The sequence below is a fragment of the Shouchella rhizosphaerae genome (assembly GCF_036700015.1).
GTDB classification, from domain to species: domain Bacteria; phylum Bacillota; class Bacilli; order Bacillales; family Bacillaceae_D; genus Shouchella; species Shouchella rhizosphaerae.
This window is the reverse complement of record NZ_CP144921.1, coordinates 2,252,894-2,275,941: the sequence shown is the minus strand read 5'-3', so window position 1 is coordinate 2,275,941 and position 23,048 is coordinate 2,252,894. Positions and strand designations below refer to the sequence as shown.

Annotated in this window: 19 protein-coding genes; 4 read left to right on the top strand and 15 right to left on the bottom strand. The window is 43.0% G+C overall.

Annotated features, from left to right (window positions below; genetic code table 11):
* Positions 1–12 precede the first annotated feature (12 nt).
* From V5G21_RS11340 to V5G21_RS11285, 12 genes are all read right to left on the bottom strand, one after another.
* A complete protein-coding gene (locus tag V5G21_RS11340) occupies positions 13–909 on the bottom strand; it encodes a helix-turn-helix domain-containing protein (RefSeq protein WP_035205428.1) in 897 nt (298 codons plus the stop codon).
* 50 nt (positions 910–959) lie between these two features.
* Positions 960–1,871: an ArsR/SmtB family transcription factor gene (locus tag V5G21_RS11335; protein WP_011245263.1), complete on the bottom strand. Its 912-nt coding sequence runs from the start codon at positions 1,869–1,871 to the stop codon at positions 960–962.
* A 176-nt stretch (positions 1,872–2,047) separates the two neighbouring features.
* On the bottom strand, positions 2,048–2,677 hold the full coding sequence (locus V5G21_RS11330; RefSeq protein ID WP_179289843.1) for a YesL family protein: 630 nt from the start codon (positions 2,675–2,677) through the stop codon (positions 2,048–2,050).
* Positions 2,678–2,718: 41 nt separating this feature from the next.
* The gene (locus V5G21_RS11325) at positions 2,719–3,561 is read right to left on the bottom strand and encodes a carbohydrate ABC transporter permease (RefSeq protein ID WP_073305443.1); all 843 of its coding nucleotides are present in this window, start codon (positions 3,559–3,561) and stop codon (positions 2,719–2,721) included.
* Positions 3,558–4,439: a carbohydrate ABC transporter permease gene (locus V5G21_RS11320; RefSeq protein WP_011245260.1), complete on the bottom strand. Its 882-nt coding sequence runs from the start codon at positions 4,437–4,439 to the stop codon at positions 3,558–3,560. The genes V5G21_RS11325 and V5G21_RS11320 overlap by 4 nt, the downstream gene beginning before the upstream one ends.
* A 29-nt stretch (positions 4,440–4,468) precedes the next feature.
* Positions 4,469–5,734 (bottom strand): extracellular solute-binding protein, encoded by a 1,266-nt coding sequence (locus tag V5G21_RS11315; protein WP_095255379.1) that lies wholly within the window; start codon positions 5,732–5,734, stop codon positions 4,469–4,471.
* 96 nt (positions 5,735–5,830) lie between these two features.
* Complete coding sequence (locus V5G21_RS11310) at positions 5,831–7,342, bottom strand: alpha-N-arabinofuranosidase (RefSeq protein WP_063608147.1); 1,512 nt, start codon at positions 7,340–7,342, stop codon at positions 5,831–5,833.
* A 182-nt stretch (positions 7,343–7,524) separates the two neighbouring features.
* A complete protein-coding gene (locus V5G21_RS11305; RefSeq protein ID WP_011245257.1) occupies positions 7,525–8,367 on the bottom strand; it encodes a carbohydrate ABC transporter permease in 843 nt (280 codons plus the stop codon).
* Positions 8,364–9,296, bottom strand: a complete 933-nt coding sequence (locus V5G21_RS11300) for a carbohydrate ABC transporter permease (RefSeq protein ID WP_035205441.1) — start codon at positions 9,294–9,296, stop codon at positions 8,364–8,366. Before V5G21_RS11300 ends, V5G21_RS11305 begins: the two co-directional genes overlap by 4 nt.
* 21 nt (positions 9,297–9,317) lie before the next feature.
* A complete protein-coding gene (locus V5G21_RS11295) occupies positions 9,318–10,610 on the bottom strand; it encodes an ABC transporter substrate-binding protein (protein ID WP_257008509.1) in 1,293 nt (430 codons plus the stop codon).
* Between the two features lie 82 nt (positions 10,611–10,692).
* Positions 10,693–13,491, bottom strand: coding sequence for an FIMAH domain-containing protein (locus tag V5G21_RS11290; RefSeq protein ID WP_338464726.1), 2,799 nt, complete (start codon positions 13,489–13,491; stop codon positions 10,693–10,695).
* Between the two features lie 784 nt (positions 13,492–14,275).
* Entirely contained in the window at positions 14,276–14,959 is a 684-nt protein-coding gene (locus V5G21_RS11285) for an L-2-amino-thiazoline-4-carboxylic acid hydrolase (protein ID WP_063608141.1), read from the bottom strand.
* A 121-nt stretch (positions 14,960–15,080) separates the two neighbouring features.
* On the opposite strand from V5G21_RS11285, the gene V5G21_RS11280 reads away from it, so the two are divergent.
* The 4 genes from V5G21_RS11280 (at position 15,081) to V5G21_RS11265 (ending at position 19,616) form a co-directional block, all read left to right on the top strand.
* The gene (locus V5G21_RS11280; protein ID WP_073305433.1) at positions 15,081–15,974 is read left to right on the top strand and encodes a LysR family transcriptional regulator; all 894 of its coding nucleotides are present in this window, start codon (positions 15,081–15,083) and stop codon (positions 15,972–15,974) included.
* A 486-nt stretch (positions 15,975–16,460) separates the two neighbouring features.
* Positions 16,461–17,129 carry a response regulator transcription factor gene (locus V5G21_RS11275; protein ID WP_035205451.1) on the top strand — a complete coding sequence of 223 codons (669 nt, stop codon included), beginning with the start codon at positions 16,461–16,463 and terminating at the stop codon, positions 17,127–17,129.
* On the top strand, positions 17,110–18,438 hold the full coding sequence (locus V5G21_RS11270) for a HAMP domain-containing sensor histidine kinase (protein ID WP_338464722.1): 1,329 nt from the start codon (positions 17,110–17,112) through the stop codon (positions 18,436–18,438). The genes V5G21_RS11275 and V5G21_RS11270 overlap by 20 nt, the downstream gene beginning before the upstream one ends.
* A gap of 83 nt (positions 18,439–18,521) precedes the next feature.
* Positions 18,522–19,616, top strand: a complete 1,095-nt coding sequence (locus tag V5G21_RS11265; RefSeq protein ID WP_063608135.1) for an acyltransferase family protein — start codon at positions 18,522–18,524, stop codon at positions 19,614–19,616.
* Positions 19,617–19,847: 231 nt separating this feature from the next.
* Here the strand turns inward: V5G21_RS11265 and V5G21_RS11260 are convergent, their stop codons facing one another.
* The 3 genes from V5G21_RS11260 to V5G21_RS11250 are packed head-to-tail and all read right to left on the bottom strand — an operon-like array spanning position 19,848 to position 22,978.
* A complete protein-coding gene (locus tag V5G21_RS11260) occupies positions 19,848–20,690 on the bottom strand; it encodes a carbohydrate ABC transporter permease (RefSeq protein ID WP_011245248.1) in 843 nt (280 codons plus the stop codon).
* Between the two features lie 4 nt (positions 20,691–20,694).
* A complete protein-coding gene (locus tag V5G21_RS11255) occupies positions 20,695–21,639 on the bottom strand; it encodes a sugar ABC transporter permease (RefSeq protein WP_338464721.1) in 945 nt (314 codons plus the stop codon).
* A gap of 25 nt (positions 21,640–21,664) precedes the next feature.
* On the bottom strand, positions 21,665–22,978 hold the full coding sequence (locus V5G21_RS11250; protein WP_011245246.1) for an ABC transporter substrate-binding protein: 1,314 nt from the start codon (positions 22,976–22,978) through the stop codon (positions 21,665–21,667).
* Between the last annotated feature and the right edge of the window lie 70 nt (positions 22,979–23,048).

Genomic DNA, 23,048 nt, shown 5'->3' with positions numbered 1-23,048 from the left:
CAATAAAGTCACTTATGCTTCTGCTGATTGTATAATATCCTCACTTTTTCTTCTTAAATTGTCATTATATTGATGCCTTTTACGGTACTCGCTTGGTGTGCACTTTACATGTTTTTTAAAGGTCGTGCTGAAGTATTGCTGGGAGTTCATACCGATATAATGGGGGATGTCCGTAATGCTAATATCCGTCTGCTTTAGCATCGCTTTTGCCTTATTGATTCGATAAGAAATGAGGAATTCATGAATCGACTTGCCGGTGAACGCTTTAAATACACGCTGCAAATACCCAGGATGCAAATGGACGGAATTGGCAATATCAGCGACGCTCACTTCGCGGTCATAATTTTGGTGGATGTAAGCGAGGGCCCGTTTCACATAAGCTTGCTGGTCCGGCTCGGCCACTTTCGCTTCAGCCAATTCTGCTATCCGAATTAAATATTCGCTTAAAAGCAGCTGAACCATAAAATCAGTTTGTTCGCTTTTTTTGTCCACTTCTAAAATTAATCTTCGTAAACATTGGTACGTATCGTCGGTGTCATGCAAAAGCAACTGCGATGCTTGCTTGTTAACCATGTTCCCTAATGCTCGGTTCTCTTTGCATAATTTATAAAAAGGCGGAAATGCCGTGCAGCCTTGCTCAAAGGAAAACTCAACATTAAACATCCGGCAACGTTCGCTAACGATTAAGCGGTGCCGTGTACCGGCATCCAAGAAAATAATTTGTCCTTTTTTTAACTGGTAGCTCCCTTCATCGGTTTCAACTTTGCAGCTGCCTGAGAGAACATGCATGCATTCAGCTGCTTCATGTGAATGGAATTTCATTTCAAACTGGCGCCATTCTTTGTAATAATAAAACTTTACGACAGGGTAGTAAGGTTCCTTTTGCAACTTAGGGTCAAATACACTCATTCGTATTTCTCCTTTGCCTGTGTAGGGGACACTCCCCTACACATTCGGTCTCATTCGTAATACAAGCGAAAAACAATATCCTGGTCATAATTGCCAAACGAAGAGCCAAACAGTGTCACGCCGCCAATATGGACGCCTTCTTCGCCTACAGCTACCCGGAATGTCCATACTTTTTCCCTTATTGAGACATCAGCCAATTTAACGTCTGATAGCTGCTTGCCGTCAATAAACGTACCAGCTTCTGTAATCCGAATGACTTTAAGAAGGCCATATTGGTTGATGCCCCGTGGCCACCAAGCAGGTGTGTACTTCCCTTTTTGATCGCCAAAATCACCGGGGCTGCGCCAATAGCCAAGGCTTACTCCGTTAAAGGTAAACGACACATCAGAGGGCCAATTGTCGTTTGTAAAAGGGGCTTCTGATGATAATTCCATTGAAATCTCCAATTCCTTTGGCGTTTCGCCCCCATGAATAAAATTGGAAAGTTTATACTCAACAAACCCTTTATAAAACCAAAGGATTCTCGCGTTCACACGCATCGGGTCAAGAAAATAACGAGGCTCATCAAATTCGCCTACAATCGTTTCTGGCGTGGCCAAGCCACATGTAGGTTCTACATAAAAGTCAGTGAAATGGCCAACAGACACATGGCTCTCATGAAAAGCGCGAGTCGGGCCGTTTTCCTTATTAGGAAAAGCGATCTGGGCGTGTCTTACTCGGAGCGAACACATTTTTTGCACGCCTGCCTTGCCCCTTACATGCGTCGTGTCGATGAGCCCGGCCTTTTCTAATTTCTGCACATGTTTTGTCATAATTGCGCTACTTACTTGCTGCGACTCGGCCAGTTCCTTAATGTTCATAGACCGCTCCGCCAACAACTGTAGGACATTTAAACGAATCCGGCTTGCCAATGCTTCATAAACCGGCAAAGACTGTTTTGTTAAGTCTAAATCTAGTTCCATCGCGCCACCTATTTTTTTCCGTTCATACTCGAACCGATTTCCTCCATTTAAGAAACGGCCTTTAAGCAGGAGAAACCAACTCTCTCACCAGTATAATGAACTCGCTTTCTACCTACAAGTCCGTGAAGACGCCACACTTGCCTTGTATAAGCCCTGCTAGACTGAAAACGAACCGATCATCGAGCTGGATGAGGCAACAGCCTCGCCCGCTGGAATGCTTTTAGGCTAAAATGGGTGGTAATCCAAGCGAATAAGCTTCCAGCAAAACAAAATCCAGCAGGAGGCACCAACACGAACAATAAAGCAGCTAGACAGAGGAAGACCGACATGAACACTGCATACCGTATCGAAGCAATCGCCAAGAGGGCAACATTCTTTAAAAATGGGATGAGCGCCCCGTCAAATACGACTAATGCCGGGCCAATAAACAAGGCGCCTAACCCATATACGAACAAACAGAGCATCAACAACGCTGCAGCCGCTGCCGCTCCTGGAAAATCGAGATTGAAGACAATTAAATAGTCAACCACCAGTATGGCGCCTACAAGGGCAACAGTAAAACCAACAATGTTCGCCCGCCAAAACGCGCCTTTCCATTCTTGAAAAAATGTCCTTACTAGCGGAACATCGCTCTCTTTCAAACACCATCTTTTCATAACCGCAAACATCGCGTACATTGCGGGAAAAAAACCGACAATCACTCCTCCTAACAAGGAGAACACAAGCCATAAGCCGTTTAAAGCCGCTAAGCGTACCAACCAATCACAAAGACGGAGTGCATAACCGCGAAGGCCACTTTCATCCATTAGCCCATCCTCCTTTTTATAAGTCTTATGGCTGCGAGCCATTATCCCTTAATGCCTGAAAAGCTGACGCCTTTGACAATCTGTTTCTCAAACACGAGAAAAGCAATAATGACAGGGATTGAAGCAATCGCGTTGACGGTCATCGGCAAAATGTACGTCTCTGAATAATTAGAATTAAACATCGGAATGCCAACAGGCAATGTATAGAGCGATTCGGAAATAATCGCTAGAAATGGCCATAGGAAATTGTTCCATGAGCCTATAAACGTCAATATGCCGACAGCAGCAACTGCTGATTTGCCAAGAGGGAGCACAACGTTCCAATACAAACGGAAATCATTGCAGCCATCAAGTTTTGCGCTTTCAATTAATTCATTCGGCACGCCGTCAAAAAAGCTTTTTAATATGATGACGCCTAAAGGGGCGGCAATCCCAGGCAAGATAAGCCCTGCATACGTGTCAAGCAGCCCCATTGAGCCAATAATTTCATAGAGCGGGATAATCATCGCTTCACCTGGCACCATCAAACCGGCTAAAAAGAACAAATAAAGCGCTTTGCGATAACGAAAACGCATTTTCGAGAAGGCAAATGCCGCCATAGACGTCAAAAGGAGCGTGAGTATGGTTGTCAGAAACCCAACAATAAAACTGTTCCAAATCCATAAAAACACATCGCTGCCGACGATAATGTCGACATAGTTGCCAATTGTATACGGAGGGGCAAACCAGTCTAACGGCGATGAAGCAGCCGTCCCTTCTGGTTTTAAGGAAACAAAGAACATCCAAATAATTGGAAATAAAAACAACAGCGCCGATATAAAAGCAACAGCCACTTTTACAGGACGAAACGGATCGCGTTTATTTTCAAGACTCGTTTGACTCATAAAAGCCGTCCCTCCTTGCCGCCTAAACGGAGCTGAATGACCGATAAGACGAGGAGCACCATAAACAGCAAATACGACATAGCCGCTGCATAGCCAAGGTCATAGCGTTCAAAGCCCATTTCGTAAATGTACAAAATGATCGGCCGTGTTGACGTTCCTGGACCGCCATCCGTTATCAACAATATTTGCGCAAACACTTTGAATGAAGCAAGGATTTGCAAGAGAAAAATCAATCTCGAAATCGGCAATAGTTGCGGCAATGTGATGCGCCAAAACATTTGTTGCCTTGTCGCTCCGTCGACTTCGGCTGCTTCATAGAGCTCATCGGGGATCCCTTGCAACGCCGTCAAGTAGAGAATCATATTAAAGCCGACTGTCCACCAAAGAGTCACAGCAATAATGCTGACCCAGGCAAGAGATGGTGTCGCCAACCAAAATGGCTCTTTATCTAGCCCAAACGCTTGTAAAATGTTATTGACGACCCCTGTATAAGGCTGCAGCATAAAAATAGCGACAAACGAAATGACCGATACACTTAAAATGCTTGGAAGAAAGAAAGATCCCCTAAAAAACGTTTTAAGCTTCGTATTTAAGTTGGCCATTAGCGCAAGCACCAACGCTAGAATAACCATTGTCGGCGTAGACAAGACAACAAACAATGTCGTGTTGCCAAATGCTTCCCAAAAATTAGGGTCCTTCAGTACATTGGCGTAATGGGCAAGCCCGACAAAATCTTGTTGTTCAATTAATGTCCAGTTAAAAAGGCTCATTTGCATTCCTTTAAAAATGGGGTAAACCGTAAACAGTACGTATGCTACAAAAAAAGCAATTAAAAATGGAACAGGGCGCAAGTCGTCTCGCCATGTCAACTTTTTCACTTATTTCCCCTCCTTCATATGAGTCAGAATTATTGGCGCGTGGTGACACGTAATGCATCGATCATCTGATCAATGCCTTCTTCAGGGGTCAGGCGATTGCTCATAATTTCATCAAGCGCCCGCACCATATCCGTCTCAGCAGGGTTTTGGTAAATTGTCTTATCGGTAAAAACGACTTTTGATGCGACTTCAGCATATTCAGAGCGAAAAGGCTGTTGTTGGAACGCCGGCGAAGCGACAACGTCCGTTCTAGCCGGGATATGGCCTGCTTTCGCCCAATCGGCGCCACGATCGCTAACATAAGCAATGAATTCGGCAATTGCTTGTTGTCTCTCTGCTGTTTGCTCCTCTTTGATCGGGATGATCAACGTATGGGAGTCTCCTTGTGCGGCTTCGACTTCAAAAGATTGAGGCAATGGGACGGCGGTAAAGTTCATGTCGCTCCCTTCCCAAATTCCAGTCGCCCACACGCCTGTCATTAAACCGACAGCATTTCCAGCCTGGAACGTTTCATAAAAATCGCCAATGTGCATCGGGATCACATCCCCGAAGAAGCTATGAATATAGGTAGCTGCTTCGAGCGCAATTTCCCGATCAAGCGTAATTTCTGGTTCCCGCAAGTCATCGGAAAAAATCGGCGTGCCTCCCATTTGAAAATAAACCGTCCACCACCAGCGGTACACATCGACCCCGCCCGTTGAAATGGAAAGCGGCGTTTTATCAGGAAGCGCTTCTTTTGCTTGTTGAAAAAAGGCTTTAAAGCCTTCAGGCGACTCATCTAGTTTAAGGTTGCCGTCTTCATCCAACAGCCCAGCTTCTTCCGCTAAGTCGTTGTTAATGTAAAGGATGAACGGGTGTGTGTCGATTGGCACTGCATAAGCAGCGTCTTCCACTTCAACCGCTTCACGGATGTTGTCTGGAAATAACTCAAAATCAAATTCAGTCTCCGCCATAATCGGTTCAACAGGTTCTAACAACCCTTGATTCATAAGTTGAGGAAGCGTTGCCGCGTGAGAGACAGCAACATCTGGCCCTCTATCGGCTGCTACGCTTGTGACCACTTTTGTATAATAGTCATCCCAATCTTGCAAAATCATATCAATGTACACTTCATCTTGACTATTGTTATAGTCATCGACGATTGCTTCCATATACGACAAATCGCCGCCTGAAAAAAACACCCAATAATCGAGCTTCATCCTGCCATCACCAGTTGTTCCTGTTGTCTGGGCACAGGCGCCAAGAAGGAGTGCCGCGCTTGCTAAGACAGCGAACTTGCCAAAAACATGCTTCATATTGACCGGCTCCTTTCTAAAACGGCATTATTTCGAAAACGCTTTCATATTTATTGTCTAGAAAGCCGCCTAGCTGCACGCAAGCGGCCTTATGCCTTACTGGTGTTTCAAGCGAATTACATGCCATGATGCTCGAGGCAAACGGGCTTCTAGTTTGCCATCCTGCAATGTCGACTGTCCTTGATCGTGTGGTTTAACAGGCTGATATGCTTTTGTGTTAACCGCTTTTAAATCATTGTGCTCTAGAACGGTATGAGCAACGATTTGATAATGTTCAAAACCGCGCACGTCGATTTCAAGATCGAGGCCATCATGCAAATGGCGGTTTAGCGCAAAAATGGTCAACGTCTTCTCCTCTTCATTATGGACGACAGCGCTATCAAGCTGCGGCACGTCTGTATACTTATTCGTATCATAGGCTGGCGTCTGTACAACTGGCTGAAGAGAAGTGCCTCTTCCGTAAAGAGAAACATGCATAAATGGGTAAAAAATCGTTTGCCGCCAAGACGGCCCGCCTGTTTCTGTCATGATTGGAGCGATGACGTTTACAAGTTGCGCCATACAGGCGATTTTGACGCGGTCAGCTCGCCGTAAGAAACTCATTAGCATTGACCCGACTAACAGCGCGTCTTCAAAATTGTAGACGTCCTCAAGCTGTGGTGGCGCTACCGTCCAAGGCTCAATCGCTTTGTCTGCTTCCCTGGAATGGTACCAAACATTCCATTCATCAAAACTTAAATACATCGTTTTCTTGCTGCGCTTTTTTGCCTTTATATAATCACAAGTGGCAATCACGGTAGCAATAAAACGATCCATTTCCAACGTCTTTGCTAAGTAGCTAGCTGAGTCGTTTGAGGTATTTCCATAATATTGGTGCAATGAAATATAATCGACTTCATCATACGTATAATCAAGCGTTGTCGCTTCCCACTCGGGAAATGTCGGCATATCGATGTTGGAACTGCCGCACGCCACCAGTTCAATCGTCGGATCTACCAGCTTCATTGCTTTTGCCGTCTCTACAGCAAGCCTGCCGTATTCATCAGCAGTCTTATGACCAATTTGCCACGGGCCATCCATTTCATTGCCTAAGCACCATGTTTTGATGCGGTGTGGTTGTTTCACTCCATGGCTGACTCGCAAATCGCTATAATAACTACCGCCCGGATGATTGCAGTATTCTACTAGATTTCTGGCAGCGTCTGGCCCCCTTGTGCCTAGATTAACAGCCATCATTACTTCTGTGTTGGCGCGTTTGGCCCACTCAGCAAATTCATTTGTGCCGACTTTGTTTGGTTCTAGCACTCGCCAAGCCAATTCCAGCTTTTTCGGCCTCTCTTCAATTGGCCCAACCCCATCCTCCCAATTGTATCCAGAAACCATGTTTCCTCCAGGATAACGGACTATTGGGACATTTAGCTCTTTTACAAGGTCAATGACATCTTGGCGAAACCCATCTTCTCCAGCATCGTGATGCCCAGGTTCATAAATACCGCCATAAACAGCTCTGCCTAGATGCTCAATAAAAGAGCCGTAAATTCGTTCGTCGACTTTGCCAATCTGAAATAGCGGATCAATAGACATCTTCCCTTTTTTCAATTGATTCATATGCGCCTCCTTGTAAGCGATTGCAATTATAGTTAATAAAAAAGTTAATCAAAAACATTTATATTACTTTACGTGAATTATACGCCCGCCTTTTCCACCCGTCAACGCGAAATTTTAAACAGAACGAAACAAAGAACCCAGTACTGGATTCTTTGTTCGTAAACATGCAAGCAAACATTTCCCTATTTAAGCCCCGTTGTCGCAATGCCCTCTACCAAATGTTTTTGGAAAAACAAGAAGATGATAAACTGAGGCAAAAGAGATAAAGTCGACATTGCCAAAAGCGGCCCCCACGACGTGCCCCCTTCTGCATCCATAAAGTTCCGGAGCCCTAGGGAGACGGTTTGAATGTCAGCACTATTTAAATAAATTAGCGGAGCGAGAAAGTCATCCCACGCCCACATAAAGGCAAAAATGGCGACCGTCACAAGCGCAGGTTTAATTAAAGGCAGAATGATCCGCCAAAAAATCCCAAACGTCGAGCATCCGTCAATGATAGCTGCCTCATCTAGCTCTCGTGGAATGCCGCGGATAAATTGGATGAGCAGAAAAATGAAAAAAGGCGTGCCCCCTAAAAAAGCGGGAACGATTAGCGGGTAAAACGTATTGACCCAGCCGATGTTATGGAACATGATGTATTGAGGTATTAAGGTAATTTGCACAGGCAACATCACTGTGCCGAGCAAACACGCAAATAAAATTTTTTTAAAGCGAAACTGCAGGCGTGCAAAGCCGTAGGCGACAATGCTCGAAGACAGAATCGCACCTATAACAGACAAAGTCGTAATAAAAATAGAGTTAGAAAAATAGACGTCAAATCCAGTCCGCCCAAACCCTTCCCAGCCTTTTGCATAGTTTTCCCACATAAATTCGCCAGGCCATAATGAAGCGGCGTTGCCGAAGATCTCTGTTTGCGGCTTTAAAGAACTTGCCACCATCCATAAGATTGGATACAACATGACAAAACCGAATAAAATGACAAACGTATAATAAATCGCATCCGCCGTTTTGGTTCGCTTCTTCATTTGCTTCCCCCCTCATAATGCACCCAATATTTGGACGTCGCAAACAAAATAAGCGTAATCACGCCAATGATGACAAGCAAAATCCATGCCATTGCCGACGCATAGCCCATCCGTAAATGCTCAAATGCCGTTTCATATAAATAGACCGCGTAAAAATTAGTCGCATCCATCGGCCCACCATTTGTAATTAAAAACGCTTGTGTAAATGTCATAAACGCTCCAATGGTTTGCATGATTAAATTAAAGAAAATGACCGGCGTCAACATCGGCAACGTGATTCGAAAAAAACGAGTCAATGTAGACGCACCATCAACGCTTGCCGCTTCATAAAGCTCCTGGGGAATTTGTCGTAGCCCTGCCAAAAAAATAATGAGCGGTGAACCAAATTGCCAAACGACAAGCACAATTAAAATTGATAGCGCGTACGAAGGATCGCCGAGCCAGTTGATGCCATCAAGGCCAACGGAGGCAAACAGCGTATTGATTGCACCTTCGCGGCCAAATAGCTGGCGCCACACAACGGCAATCGCCACACTCCCCCCAATAATGGAGGGAATGTAATAAATCGTCGTAAACAGCCCTGTCCCTTTTCTTCCTGTATTAAAGAGCAGCGCCAGCAATAGGGCAAAAATCAGTTTTAGAGGCGTAGAGACAAACACGAATATAAGTGTGACTTTTAAAGACTGGACAAAACGCGGGTCATTGAACAACACGTTTTTGTAATTGTCGAGCCCTGTCCAAACTGCAGGCGAAAGCATGTCATAATTGGTAAACGAAAAATAAAGGGACGCTAGCATCGGCCCTATGACTAATCCTAAAAAACCAATTAGCCACGGGGAAATGATCAAGTAGGCAACGAAATCGTTTTGCAGCGATTTCATTGGTTTTCCTTTAAAAGAAGGTTGAACGGTGCTTTGCGTAGGTCTCATCTTGGCCTCCTGTTCCGATGCTTACTTTAAAATTGATTCTGCTTGCTGGCGAAACTGTTCGGCTCCATCTTCCGGTGTGGTTTGCCCGTATTTTAACGACTCCACAACCCGCAAGAAGGCGGCACGCACTTCACTTTCACCAGGCGGAGGCAGTGGATCGGCTGGCGCCGAGTTCTCAGCGACATATTCTAAGTACGCAAACGTTTTTTCGACTTCTGGCGAAACTTTCCCCTCAAGATGGGAACGGATTTCAGCTGAAATCGGCACGCCCCGCTCAGCTTGGAGGATTTCATTTGCCTCAGGATCATTTGTAATAAAGTCAATAAACAGCGCGGCATTTTTTGCTTGGTTCGTATGCTCGCTAATGGAGAATGACATGCTTGGCCTTATCCAGTTGCCTTCCGTTCCCCCCTCCATTTCTGGAAGCGGTTTCAAATCCAACTCCGCTTCTGTCAACGCTTGTTGCCCAATAATCTGGTTGCTCGCAATCAACAGCATGCTTGTCGTGCCGTCTGCAATCGTTGAATCCCCGCCTTGGATGTATTCCATCGTTAATTCATGGGGCGGCGCTGCTTCCTCTTCGATCATCCCTTGGATAAATTGAAAATAAGAAACGAGCGTTTCATCAGAGTAGCCAAGCCCGTCGCCTGTTTCATTAAATACGCTTTCGCCATTTTGCCTTGCATAGGCGAAAAACAAATCAAATTCAGTGTTGTTAAAGTCATAGCCATAAAAGCCATCGCCAAGTGCGCTTTTTAATTCCAGCATCGCCGCTTTCATATCATCGTACGTATAGCCTTCGTCTAGCTCAATGCCTTGTTCGGCAAACACTTCGGCGTTGAAAAGCATGCCGAGTGCATTGGAGCCGAGTGAAATTCCATATACGGCATCGTCGATCGTATTGACATCTTGGTAGACATCATCCACATTGGACAAATCAATCGAGCCGTCCTCAATGAGAGGAGCCAAATCTTTTAATAAATTTCTGGAAATGTACTCGTTCATTTTGGTGAAGTCTAATTGGACGACATCGGGCAAGTTGCTTCCTGCTGCTTGTGTCGTTAGCCGTTCCCAATAGTTGTCCCAGCTCGTGTACTCTGGCTCTACCGATATATCAGGATATTTTTCTTCAAAAAGATCGATCACTTCAAGTGTCATTGTATGGCGCTCCTGTCCGCCCCACCACGCAACCCTTAGAACATCGTCGCCGCCGGCGGTAGAACCGTTATCTTCCCCTCCAGTTCCCACTTGGCAACCTGCCATCGCCAACAGGGCCAATGTTGAGTAAAGAACCGTGCTCCGCTTGTTTTTCACAACAACTCCTCCTTTTATTCTGTGCTCACGTCCTTCAACAGACGCGGCTTTCGCAAATGCGCGGCTTATCATTTTCTTATTTTTAGCCTTGCCCCCACTGCTGCTTGGCTGTTTCGGCATGGCGAATTAGCTGTTCTTTCGCTTCTTTCGAAACATGGCGTTCGTTTGCCCTATTATGCAAATGGCGCTTATACTTGTCGATAAACAAGAGTGCTTGCTTCGTCCGTCCTGCTTCGTTGTGGTGCTTTGCCTGCTTCAGGGATTGGGTAAGCTGGACAACGAGTGGGCCTTGGACTTCGCCCGCCACGATAAACGCTTCTGTCGCTTTTTCCAAAAAGGCGAATCGGCCTTCCTCGTGTTCATTGAACAATGGCACATACGCCCAATCAATATCCGAAGCAAAGTAGAAGCTCGGATAAGAAGGTTGGTTGTAAGTGACATTTTGCCAAGCAATCCCCGTTCGGTATTGGGGATCATGCATCAATGTGTACAGTTTTCGGTCTGTTCGTTCTGTGTTCATATAAATACGAATCGCAGAGCTATCTTCTGTGCGGACGAGAAGCTCTTCCCGCCAATCGCCAAATATGTCAGCAACAAGGGACGGATTGCCTTTCGTTCCGTTGTTTGTCCGTGTCCCTTCCGCAGTCAACAAACGCCCTCGTTGCCAATCATCAATCGTCGGTATGTCGTCAAGCGCGCCATTAACAATTTGTGTGGTCATGTCAGGGGACCATTTAATATTCATGTTTGTGCCTGGCTGCTCGATGCCTAAACGCTTGCCTGACGCACTGTATAAGCCGACGGCCCACGTTTCCAGGCCGCGCTCGCCAGGGATGACATCGCCAACCATGCCGCGGCCAGTGTCTCGGCCGCTATACTCTCCGTAAAGGACATCGCCTGTGCGCGCATCGCGTAACGCGAAACCATACGGCGCATACTGGGCCCCTTCAAAAACCATAAACGATTCCAACCCTGGCCTGTCTGGATCAATATCGGCAACATGAAGGGCATCGCCATGGCCTAATCGAGCCATTTCACCTGGTGCTGCACTTTCGGGAGGCAATTCAGCAAACGAGCTATACAGGAGCGTTCCGTCATCGTCAATCGTTGCGGCCCCATAAACAATCTCGTGTTTGCCATCCCCGTCAACATCGGCAACACTTAATGAATGCGCCCCTTGTGTGGTGAGGGTGGCGTATTCCTCATTGGTTCCGTCTACGCCATGGGGCGAATCATGAAAGGGGTTTTCCATCGGTGTCCAGCCGCTGTCAACAAACCAATTCTCGTGCAGTTGTTCGCCGTCCCAATCATAGGCAACAAGTGTTGTCCTTGTGTAATAGCCTCTCGCAAAAATAGCAGAAGGCTTTTCACCATCCAAGTATGCAACCCCTGCTAAAAAGCGATCGACACGATTGCCTGGCTCAATCCGGTTCATCGCATAGTCGCCCCACATCAGGCCATCGTCTTCTCGCCCTGGTTTATAATGGATTGTTTGTAATTCCTGTCCTGTCTCGCCTGCAAACACGGTTAAATACTCAGGGCCTTCGACGATAAAACCTTCAAAATCCCGCAATTGGTTGTTCGCACTTCTCGAAGGGGCGTATTCATCGATAAAATAATCGGCTAACGCCTCCGCATCTCCGCGGCTTAAAGGATAGTCATACAGCGGTTCGATCCCGAAAGCCTCTTCAAGCGTCTCTGCCCAATGGCCGTTTTTTACTTCTTCATGTTCATGCCAACCGATAAACATCTCGACCAGATGGGCATAATAATCATCGGCACTCATCCGGTAATCGTCTTCATGGCTGTACCCTGCTTCCACGTCTTCCTGTGGCATCGTAATATACGTTTCTGATTCAACTTTGCCATCCTCTGTAAAGGTAATCACCTTTGTCCCTGGTGCCGTTTTGAACATCAGTTCCGCTTTGCCATCCCCATCAAAATCATAAACAAGCAGTTGCGTGTAATGGGCGCCGGAACGAATGTTTTTGCCAATGTCTATCCGGTATAGCAACTCGCCAGTCAATGTATAGGCATCAATATAGGTGTGTCCGGTGTAGCCTTTTTGCGACACGTCTTTCGAATTTGTCGGTTCCCATTTCACAAAAAACTCATACTGGCCATCGCCATTGACGTCGCCGACGCTCATATCATTAGCATGGTACGTGTACGCTTCTCCTGCAGGCGTTACCCCGTCCTCCGGCTTTTGCAACGGCAAGTCATAATAGCCGTTTTCCCATGGACGAACAACGTCACTCGCCTCTTCCTCACCATCATTGACAGCGCTTACATAATAACTAGATGATGACGTTCCCTGCTCATCCAAATAGTTGGTGCTGTCGGTTACCGTTTCAAGAAGTTTCCCATCACGATAAACGTTAAAAATGGTACCGATCAATCCATGGTCAGAATAGCCAACCGCTTCTTCCTTCAACAGCCGCCAACTTAAAAAAACGCCTTCTCCTGTATCAACCGCTACTAAGCCACGGTCAAGCGCTTCCAATTGCACGTCGAACTGCTTTTCCACAGGGGATTTTACAGCGGAAGAGCGCCTTCCTTCATCGCCGTTTTTGATAGGAGCGACTTTAAAAAAGTGGTTGACATGAGTCGAACCGTTAAACACAAATGCCTGTTCTTCCGTCTCGGCGATTTCTTCATATTCCATCAAATCTGTGTCTTTATCGGCCCAATAGACTTTGTAGGAATCTGCCTCTTTTAGCTTGTTCCATTCCAACGTCACGGAGTCATCCGTCACTTCCGTGATCACAACATTTAAGTAATCTGGTTGCCCATTTGCTACTGCTTGTTCGCTTTTTAACAAAGGCAAACACAATGCAACACAGACAAGTGCTACAGCCATTTTCCGAAAGCAAACAGCCATCCATCCTCCTCCTTTCGGTAGAAAAAAACCTTATTTATCCATTAGAATAACGAACTGCTATCTATCGGTCTTATTAAATACGGTTCCTCGCTCTCAGTTTCCGAACTTAGCTTTTTGGGGCGCAAAAAAAGACAGTGGTCATGCTAAGCCACTATCTGATTGTGATACACTAAGCTTTATTAAAGAAGATTCAAGAAAAAGCTTTATTCAAAACAGACAAAGGTGACCTATAAAATGTAGACAGAAGTATAAGAGCAAAAAAGAACGAAGCATTCCCATTTTAGGTGAAAAAAATTAAAGTAGTGATGGGATTGACGGAAAATTAGAGGAAAGCTTAAAAAATGATATAGAGGGTTACTTTAACATAAACTTGAAGTCCTTTATTAACCCATATATGGTTATGAACGACGAGGATTATTAAAGGTAGGGACTAATGTGTCAGGAATTGGTTGAAATGCAAGGGGGATCGGCCGATGGTACGAATCATCCACCTGAGCCGCTAACTCAAGGGTGGATGATTTTTTGTGGTTGTGAAACGACATCCATGCAACGATCAGAAGCCCAACTCAACATGAATGACCTTATAGAGTATCTAGAGAATGGTTTGCTGACGTTCGTAAAATCCAGGTAATGATACGGTGAATATTAAAATTGTTTCTATTATCTTGACAGAGGATCGCTAATGTCTCGCCACTAACATCTTTGACGGTAGTAATATCATTGTTGTCTCTACGAAACACTGTTTGCAGAAAATTACTTCTAATAAGTTCTGCCTAGACCCCCCTTACCTCCCTTCCTTCATCTGAAATTTAAAATGGCATTGCCCTTCTTTTAAGACGTATTGGTCATGGACGACGTCAAAATTTTTATTGTAACCCTTCGCAATAGAGGGGTCGATCATTCTACAGTAGAGAATTCCATATTCACCTGTCCCATCATCAGCCCACTGTTGTCCTAATGGACACTTTGTAAACGTCTGTTCAATTTCCTCTTTTTTATAGATACTTTCGAATTCAAATAGTTCACTACGTCCCATATCGTAATGGGATAAATAATTCTCCACTGTATTTTCGAATCCATTCGACCTAGCTCGTTGCGCGATTCCTTGTCCGCGTTTCTTACCAAATTGTTCAACCGCAGACATGATAACTGCCTCCCCTTTTTCCCCGTATTCATCAACAACTTGTTTCGCAATTTGTGCGAACATCTTGGCAAAGCGGGCAAACGGGGTTAGACTTGCATATTTTTCTTGTACCTCTAAAACTGGTGGAAGATACTCAAAGAAATGATGGTTTTGACCTTCTGAGGTTGCTTGTATAGCAATTAATTCAGCATCCTTCAAACCAAAAGCTATTAACCCTTTTTTTATTAGGTTGTATCCTTCATCAGGATAAGCTTCTAATATGGCTACGTGCAGCTCATTAAACATTTTTGCTGTTATAATTTCCATTGATAAATTCTTCACCATAATCAACTCTCTTTTTATTCCTATTGATTTAATTGGGATTAATTATATAATTGGTGAAAACAATTAGTCAAATGAATCTTTCAGCTTATAAGTATGAATTAAATTCATAAGGAGGAGCCAAATGCCTACATTAGCTCAATATAAAGCGTTTCGAACATTAATTGAGACAGGAAGCTTCACTGAAACAGGAATAAAGTTAAACCTCACCCAATCGTCAATCAGTCATGCCATTTCTAAGTTAGAGGACGAATTTGAGTTAACATTAATTATAAGAAATCGATCAAATATAAATCTAACTAATGAAGGAAAGCTCGTATATGAGCAGATTGTAAATATTCTGCAACAGCATGAACAATTGCTTACAACCATTTCCACTTCTAAAAATATAATTTCAGGCGTTTTGCGTATAGGCACTCTCCCAAGTGTTTCTCTGATTCTTTTGCCTAAGGTGTTAGCTTATGTTGAGGAGCACTACCCACAGCTAGATATACAGTTATTCGAAGGAAACTATGACCAGGTAGAAGAATGGCTTGAGACAGATCAAATAGATGTAGGTTTTTTAGTAAGGCCTCATGCTAGTGGCTTTGTATTTGAACAAACCTTTAAAGATAATTTAGTCTGTATCCTATCGAAAGATCACCCACTTGCTGAGGAAGTTGACCTAAATATTAATCAACTAAAAAATGAAAGATGGATTATGCCTAACAAACAAATTGATCGTGATGTGGCACGCATACTATCTGAAAACAATATAAAACCAAATATCGTTTATGAGATCGCTGTAGATCAAGTAATATTAGCAATGGTTAGCGAAAATTTGGGTATATCAATTACTCCTAGTTCATTATTAATTCATTCACCTAACAACCTTATCCAAAAAAATTTCAGCACTCCATATATACGAGAGGTAGGCATCGCTTATAAGCATAGAGTTCACTCCTCCCCTATTACTTTAAAGTTTATCGATATAGTTAAGCAGATTGCATCATCCAATATTAACAACTGCCTAAAATAAAGAAGAATTCATTCGTTCGTAAAGTATAAATCGTAGGTAGTATCAAACTAGATTGAAGCTACTTACTAAGAACGTAAATTATAATGACACCATTGAAAAACCATGACTTTGGCACGATTACAAGATGTTGATTAAGTCACAAGCGCTACTCTTTTTATGATAGGATATCAGCGAGTTATGGCCGTTGGTGCGTTTCAGAAGGCTTTTATTCAAATATAAAAACGGCAAGATAGGTTCAAAGAAGTTATTGCAAATGTATTCCTTCAAATATGTTGATATAAGGAGAGGTATGAAAAAATGATCAGATTCATAAAAGGAAGACGGCTTCTTATAAATGAAAAAGAAAAATACAAACGTTCATTAAATCTTCAGAAAGCGTTACCTAATTGCTTCATTTTTTCATATTAGACTAAATCTGAAGCAACTTAATCAGACATTCATGCAGAAGGCAATTATTCAAAAAGCGTCACTGAAAGGAGAATTTGATTGAAGAGAATTTTGCTTATTGAGGATGATGCAGCGATAGCTCGATATTTAGAACTAGAGCTAAAACATGAAGGATTTGAGTTGATTATAGAAAACGATGGAGAAGACGGATTAGCTAAGGCGCTATTAGAAAAGTTTGACGTGATTCTTTTGGATGTGATGCTTCCTAAAATTAGTGGGATCGAAGTTCTACGCAGACTTCGGAAGTCGAAAGAAACCACCCCTGTTATATTACTTACTGCAAAGGGAGAGGTATCTGATAAAGTTACAGGGTTGGATAGTGGAGCGAATGATTATATGACAAAACCCTTTTTTATAGAAGAATTACTTGCTCGTATTAGGGTAATCTTTCGCGAAAAAACGACAAACAATAGCCTTCATTGGGGAGAACTGACAATGAACCCTGATACGTATCAAGTAATCGTTAAGGGACAAGAATTAGGCCTTACTAAGAAGGAATATGAACTGCTTTATTATTTATTGGTAAATCGTAATATTGCATTATCGCGCGAAAATATTATTGAGAATGTGTGGGGATATGAGTATTACGGCGATACAAATATTGTAGATGTGTTCATAAAGAATATCAGACGAAAGCTGGAAGATGTTATGGACGTTAGGATGATACAAACGATTAGAGGAATTGGATATGTCATTAAAGATAACTAATCTCTGGGAAAGGCTAAATAAACGCTTTAAATTTTCGATTGGATTAAAATCGATTTTAACCAATTTAGGGCTTTTCACCATTTTATTTACTGTGATCGGATTTGTACTTGTTTTTGCATTTTCAAGACTCCTAATTGCAGGGGCTTCCCTAACATTAGAAGACCATGAAAGAGTGATTAGGAGTATGGTTTCTAAAGGGGAAATCGATCAAATCGACGCCTATTCATCTAATACGAATATAACCGTTTTGTTAGTTGAAAGCGAGCCAGCAAAGACAACAGGGATATCAAGTGACATTAATCGTATGAAGATTACAAACAAGTTTAACGTGGATCTAAATGGAAAGAGCACTGTGATTACTATTTCAAAATCACTTGAACAAGAGTGGGAGATTGTTAGGTCGATTATATTTGTTCTCATATTTGTATTCATTATAATGGGCATTTTTGTTTTAGTGATTAGTGGTTGGACGATTAAAACGATGTTGCGTCCTATACAAGAGATGGTCAAGTTCATTAGAACAGGCAGTTTAAATGTAAGATTGGATGTTAAAACATCTCATGATGAATTACGTGAATTGGCAGAAACGTTTAATGAGTTAATGGATAAAATATGGGACACCTATCGTCAACAAGACCGTTTTGTTTCCGATGCCTCCCATGAACTTCGAACACCGCTATTAGTCATTCAAGGATATGCTGATTTGTTAGAACGATGGGGAGGAGAAGATATTGCTATCCGGCAAGAAGCCATCTCTTCTATAAAAAAAGAGGCATCGTATATAAATAAATTGGTTGAAAGGCTCCTGCTGCTAGCAAAGTCAGGACAACAAATGATGGAGGTAAGAACCATTCATTTGCCTGAATTGATTGAAGAAGTCATACGAGATTCAGTGGTGATGAATACAGGCCATACATTTATATTTGAAAAGAAACAGGAAGTTCTTGTGGATGGCGATTTTGCACTTATTAAGCAAGTCATCAGAATTGTTTTAGATAACAGTATAAAATATACACCTTCTTCAGGTACAATTTCTTTTAATTGTGAAGTCGAGGGAAACTATGCGTTGATTTCTATTCAAGACAATGGGATTGGCATTTCTAAAGAGGACTTACCAAATATATTTGAACGATTCTATAAGGCAGATAAATCTCGCAGCAGAGTTTCCGGAAGTACAGGATTAGGTTTATCCATTGCTCAATATATTGTTCAAATGCATGGCGGTATGATAAGTGCACATAGTGAAGGATTAGAAAAAGGATCGAAAGTACTAATTCGATTGCCTCTGAAAAGAACGGTAACATCGTGACATGTAGATATACGCAGATTAAACGATGGCTAGTGAGTAGCTGGCATGTATCAACTTATAAAGAGCATGGGGGTATAAAATGAATGGAATTAAAAAATGAACCTTTCTCTAAAAAATCAAGACTACTATACCTAGATCATATAAAAGTATTTTTAATCTTATTAGTCGTAGCTCATCACGCTGGTCAAGCATATGGACCTATTGATGATTGGCCACTTGCAAGTTCAGAAAAATCAGCAATTTTAGGTCCTTTCTTTGATGTTAATGGCGCTTTCTTTATGGGGTTATTTTTTCTAATATCTGCTTATTTTATTCCTGCTTCGATCGATAAAAGAGGCGTTTACTCCTTTATAAAAAGTAGATTCATCCGGTTAGGTATTCCTTTTATCGTTGTGGTCATTGTACTATTTGGCCCAATCACCTATTTTGTCGATGGAGTTAGTGGATCGTTCTGGGAATATATGATTTTTGATTATATTGGAACACTTGATTTTGAAATTGGTCATCTTTGGTTTATCGCATTATTATTCTTTCTTTCTGTCTGCTACGCCTTAGTACGAGTTATAATGAAGATACCAAATCCTACAAAAAGCAGATCATTAGGACATAAACAATTATTTTTATTTTCATTATCATTAATAATTGCTAATATGCTTATTCGGATTTGGTTTCCTGTAGGAGAATGGGTGAATATTTCACCTTTTATGCCGGTAGAAGTTGGACGTTTGCCACAGTATATTAGTTTTTTTGCCTTTGGCATTCTTGCTTATCGTTCTAATTGGTTAGAAAATATTCCAATTAAAACAGGCGTGATCTGGTTCATAATAGGAATTATAGCAGCAGCCATGCACTATTTAAATGTTTTAACAGGTTTACGGTCTGTCTATATATGGCTAGTTTTAGAAGGGTTTATTGGCGTTGGCTTGATAATAGGAATACTAGTGATAGGCAGGGAATTTGCGAATAAACGCGGAAAATTACTTGCTTTTATGGCAGAAAACGCTTTTGCCGTTTATATTATTCACATTTTTGTAGTTTATATATTGCAAGGGGCTATGGAAGAAATCCCTTCTGGAGCGTTAACAAAGTTTTTCATAGTAAGTATCTTAGCTAGTTTATTGAGCTTCCTATTTAGTCATCTAATTCGAAAGATACCAACTATGAAAAAAGTTTTGTGATGAAGGTTACGATGAAAAAGAAACAGTAGTAATAAAGATCGTGTAAATAGGCGGTTGCTGCAACGTTCTGGATTTACGCGTTAATCTAATATGAGCCATTTCAACATAATGTTGAAAGTGGCTCCTTTTCTTTTTCGAAAACCGATTTTACACACTAATAGGACTTATCGATCCCGCCCCAAAAGAGATCTGTGCAAGTAGTTCCTCGTTATCTTTTCATGACCTCGATCGTTACTTGATTCCTGTTGTTGCAATCCCTTGGACCAAGTATTTTTGGAAGAATAGAAACACGATAAATTGGGGAACGAGAGACAGCGTTGCCATCGCCAGAAGCGGTCCCCAGGACGAAGCGCTAGTAGAATCCAGAAAACTGGCAAGCCCTAGTCCTACCGTATAGAGTGATGGGTCATTCAAATAAATCAACCCACCAAAAAAGTCATCCCAACTCCATAGGAATGCAAAGATCGTAACGGTGACAAGCACCGGTTTGCACAAAGGCATAATAATCCGCCAGAAGATGCCCAAGGTAGAGCACCCATCAATGACAGCCGCTTCATCTAGTTCTCTCGGGATGCCACGGATGAACTGGACCATTAAGAAGATGAAAAACGGCGTGCCGCCTACAAAGGCAGGGACGATTAACGGCAAAAACGTATTGACCCAGCCAAAGTAGTTAAACAGAATATATTGGGGAATGAGCGTGATTTGCATGGGAAGCATCAGCGTTCCAATTAGACAAGCAAACAATATATTCTTAAGCGGGAATTTCAACCGTGCAAACCCGAACGCGACAAATGAAGATGAAATCAAGGCACCGATAATGTTCATGCTTGATACAAAGAGTGAGTTGCGGAAAATTTGGTCAAAGCCAACGCTGCCAAATCCTTTCCAACCTTCTACGTAATTGTCCCAATGAAAAGCAGACGGCAGCAAAGAAGCTGCCTGCTGGAAGATTTCTGCAGGTGGCTTTACGGAGCTGCTGATCATCCAAAGCACAGGGTAAAGCATAAAAAACCCAAACAGCAGAACAGTAAAGTGATATAGAAACGTTTTAAACCTCCTTTTTGTTTGCACCTGCTCACCCTTTCTCTGATTCATAAAACACCCATTTTTTCGAGCTATAGAAAAGCAATCCTGTGACAATCGCAATCACAATGAGCAACGTCCAGGCCATCGCAGAAGCATAGCCCATTTCATAATTGGTAAACGCTCGTTCATAAAGATACAAAGCGTAAAACAGCGTGCGGTCAAGAGGGCCGCCTTGTGTTGTCACAAATGCTTGTGTAAAGACGAGAAATGCACCAATCATTTGCATAATCAAATTAAAGAAAATGACAGGCGTCAACAATGGAATCGTGATGGATAAAAATTTGCGAAACTTCCCTGCGCCATCAACGGACGCTGCTTCATATAAATCTTCAGGAATTTGCCTAAGCCCTGCCAAAAAGATGATCATAGGAGAACCAAATTGCCAAATAACAAGCAAGATCAACACCATTAAGGCATGGTCGGGGCTAGCAATCCAACTTTTTCCTTCTACGCCGAAAAACAACAAAATATCGTTAATGGCTCCTTGTCCGCCGAATAACTGGCGCCACATCACAGCTACAGCAACACTGCCGCCGATAATGGAAGGAATATAAAATAGCGTCGTATAAAACCCTGCCCCTTTGCGTTTATTGTTAAACAGCATCGCAATCAACAAGGCAAACGCTAGTTTGATTGGCGTTGACACAAACACGAATACAAGCGTGACCGTGATTGAAGTACGGAACCTCGGATCATTGGTAAACATCGTGATATAATTGTCCAAACCAACCCAATTAGGGCTCGTCAACATATCAAAATCAGTGAATGAGTAATAAAGCGACGCGATCATCGGGCCAATGACAAAGCCTAAAAACCCGACTAGCCATGGAGAAATAAAGGCAAATCCGACTAAATACTGTTTCCAAACACGCCATTTCGCGCTTGTTTTTCGATTCGGCGGATACTCGGCTCTTATCGTTTCTGATGGTTTCATTCGTCTCTCCTTTATCATCCACTGGCTAATTGCTTAAAATGATCTCCACTTCTCCCCGGAAACGCTCGGCAAATTCCTCGGCGCTTAGCAACTCATACTCGAATTCTTCTATCATTCGCGCATATAAATCCAAAATCTGACCTGTACCTGCTGGGTCTGGTGGATGGATCGGCGCAGCCCTCTGTTCAACTAATTGAACATAATCAAATTGCAGTTGTGTATTTTCGCTGACATGATCATAAAGGTGATCTCGAACCTTTTCAGAAATCGGCACGCCCCGTTCAGCGTTTAAAATTTCATTGGCTTCTATACTATTGACAAAAAAATTGATGAATCGCGCAGCCTCTTCGCTCTTGTCCCCTTGGCTTGTAGCAGAAAATAGCAATGACGGTTTGATAAAAGAGGCTTCTGATCCACCTTCCATTGCTGGCAAAGTTGTCATCTGAAGCTTACGGCCAGCAGCTTCATTGAGTGCGACAATTTGATTGCTGTGAGGGGAAAACGTTGAAGCGCGTCCGTGGACAATTAATTCATCTTGGATGCCTTGCACCTCGGCTTTGACATCAGGAGGCGCAGCCACCCCACTGTCAAGCAAGTCTTTATACATGTTCAAGAAGTCAATCAAGTATTTGTCGTCGTCGTAGCCAAGCCCGGTGTTGTCTTCGTTATACAACCACAAATCATGTTGGCGCAAATAATGCTTAAAAAAATTTAAACTATCGCCGAAACCGTACGCATACATGCCATCCAAGTTTTCGTGAATTGTTTTGACTGCCTCTATATAATCATCCCACGTATAACCAGGCTCTAGTTCCGGAACGCCTGCTTCGGCGAAAATCTCAGCATCATAAGCGATGGACATCGCATTGGAACCAAGGTTAATTCCATACAACCCTTCGTTTACAATGCCGCCTTCTAAATAAATGTCATCCACATCACTAAAATCGAGCGTTCCATCTTCCACGTAGGGGGTTAGATCAACAAGCAAATCACGGGAGACATATTCGTTGATGTACTGTAAATCCATTTGAATGACGTCTGGCAAGTTTCTGCCCGCTGCTTGCGTCGACATCCGTTCCCAATAGCCGTCCCAGCCAGTGAACTCCGTCGTTATAGCGATATCCGGATTTTCAGCTTCAAACAGTTTAATCGCTTCGATTGTACGGTCATGCCGTGCTTGCGAGCCCCACCATGCGACTCTCAACTCGGTTTGGCCGCTTTTTAAGTCCGCTTTCTCGCCGCCCTCTCCTTCGGCTACTTCCGTTTCCGACGATGAGCATGCTGTGAGCGCCACGACACTCACTAAACACATTCCAGCTACTCCTTGCCATCCTTTCATTTTGTCGCCTCCCTTTTTTATAAAATAAAGCGCTTTCATTTAGTTCTAGTTTAAAAACTCTTTTTGTGGG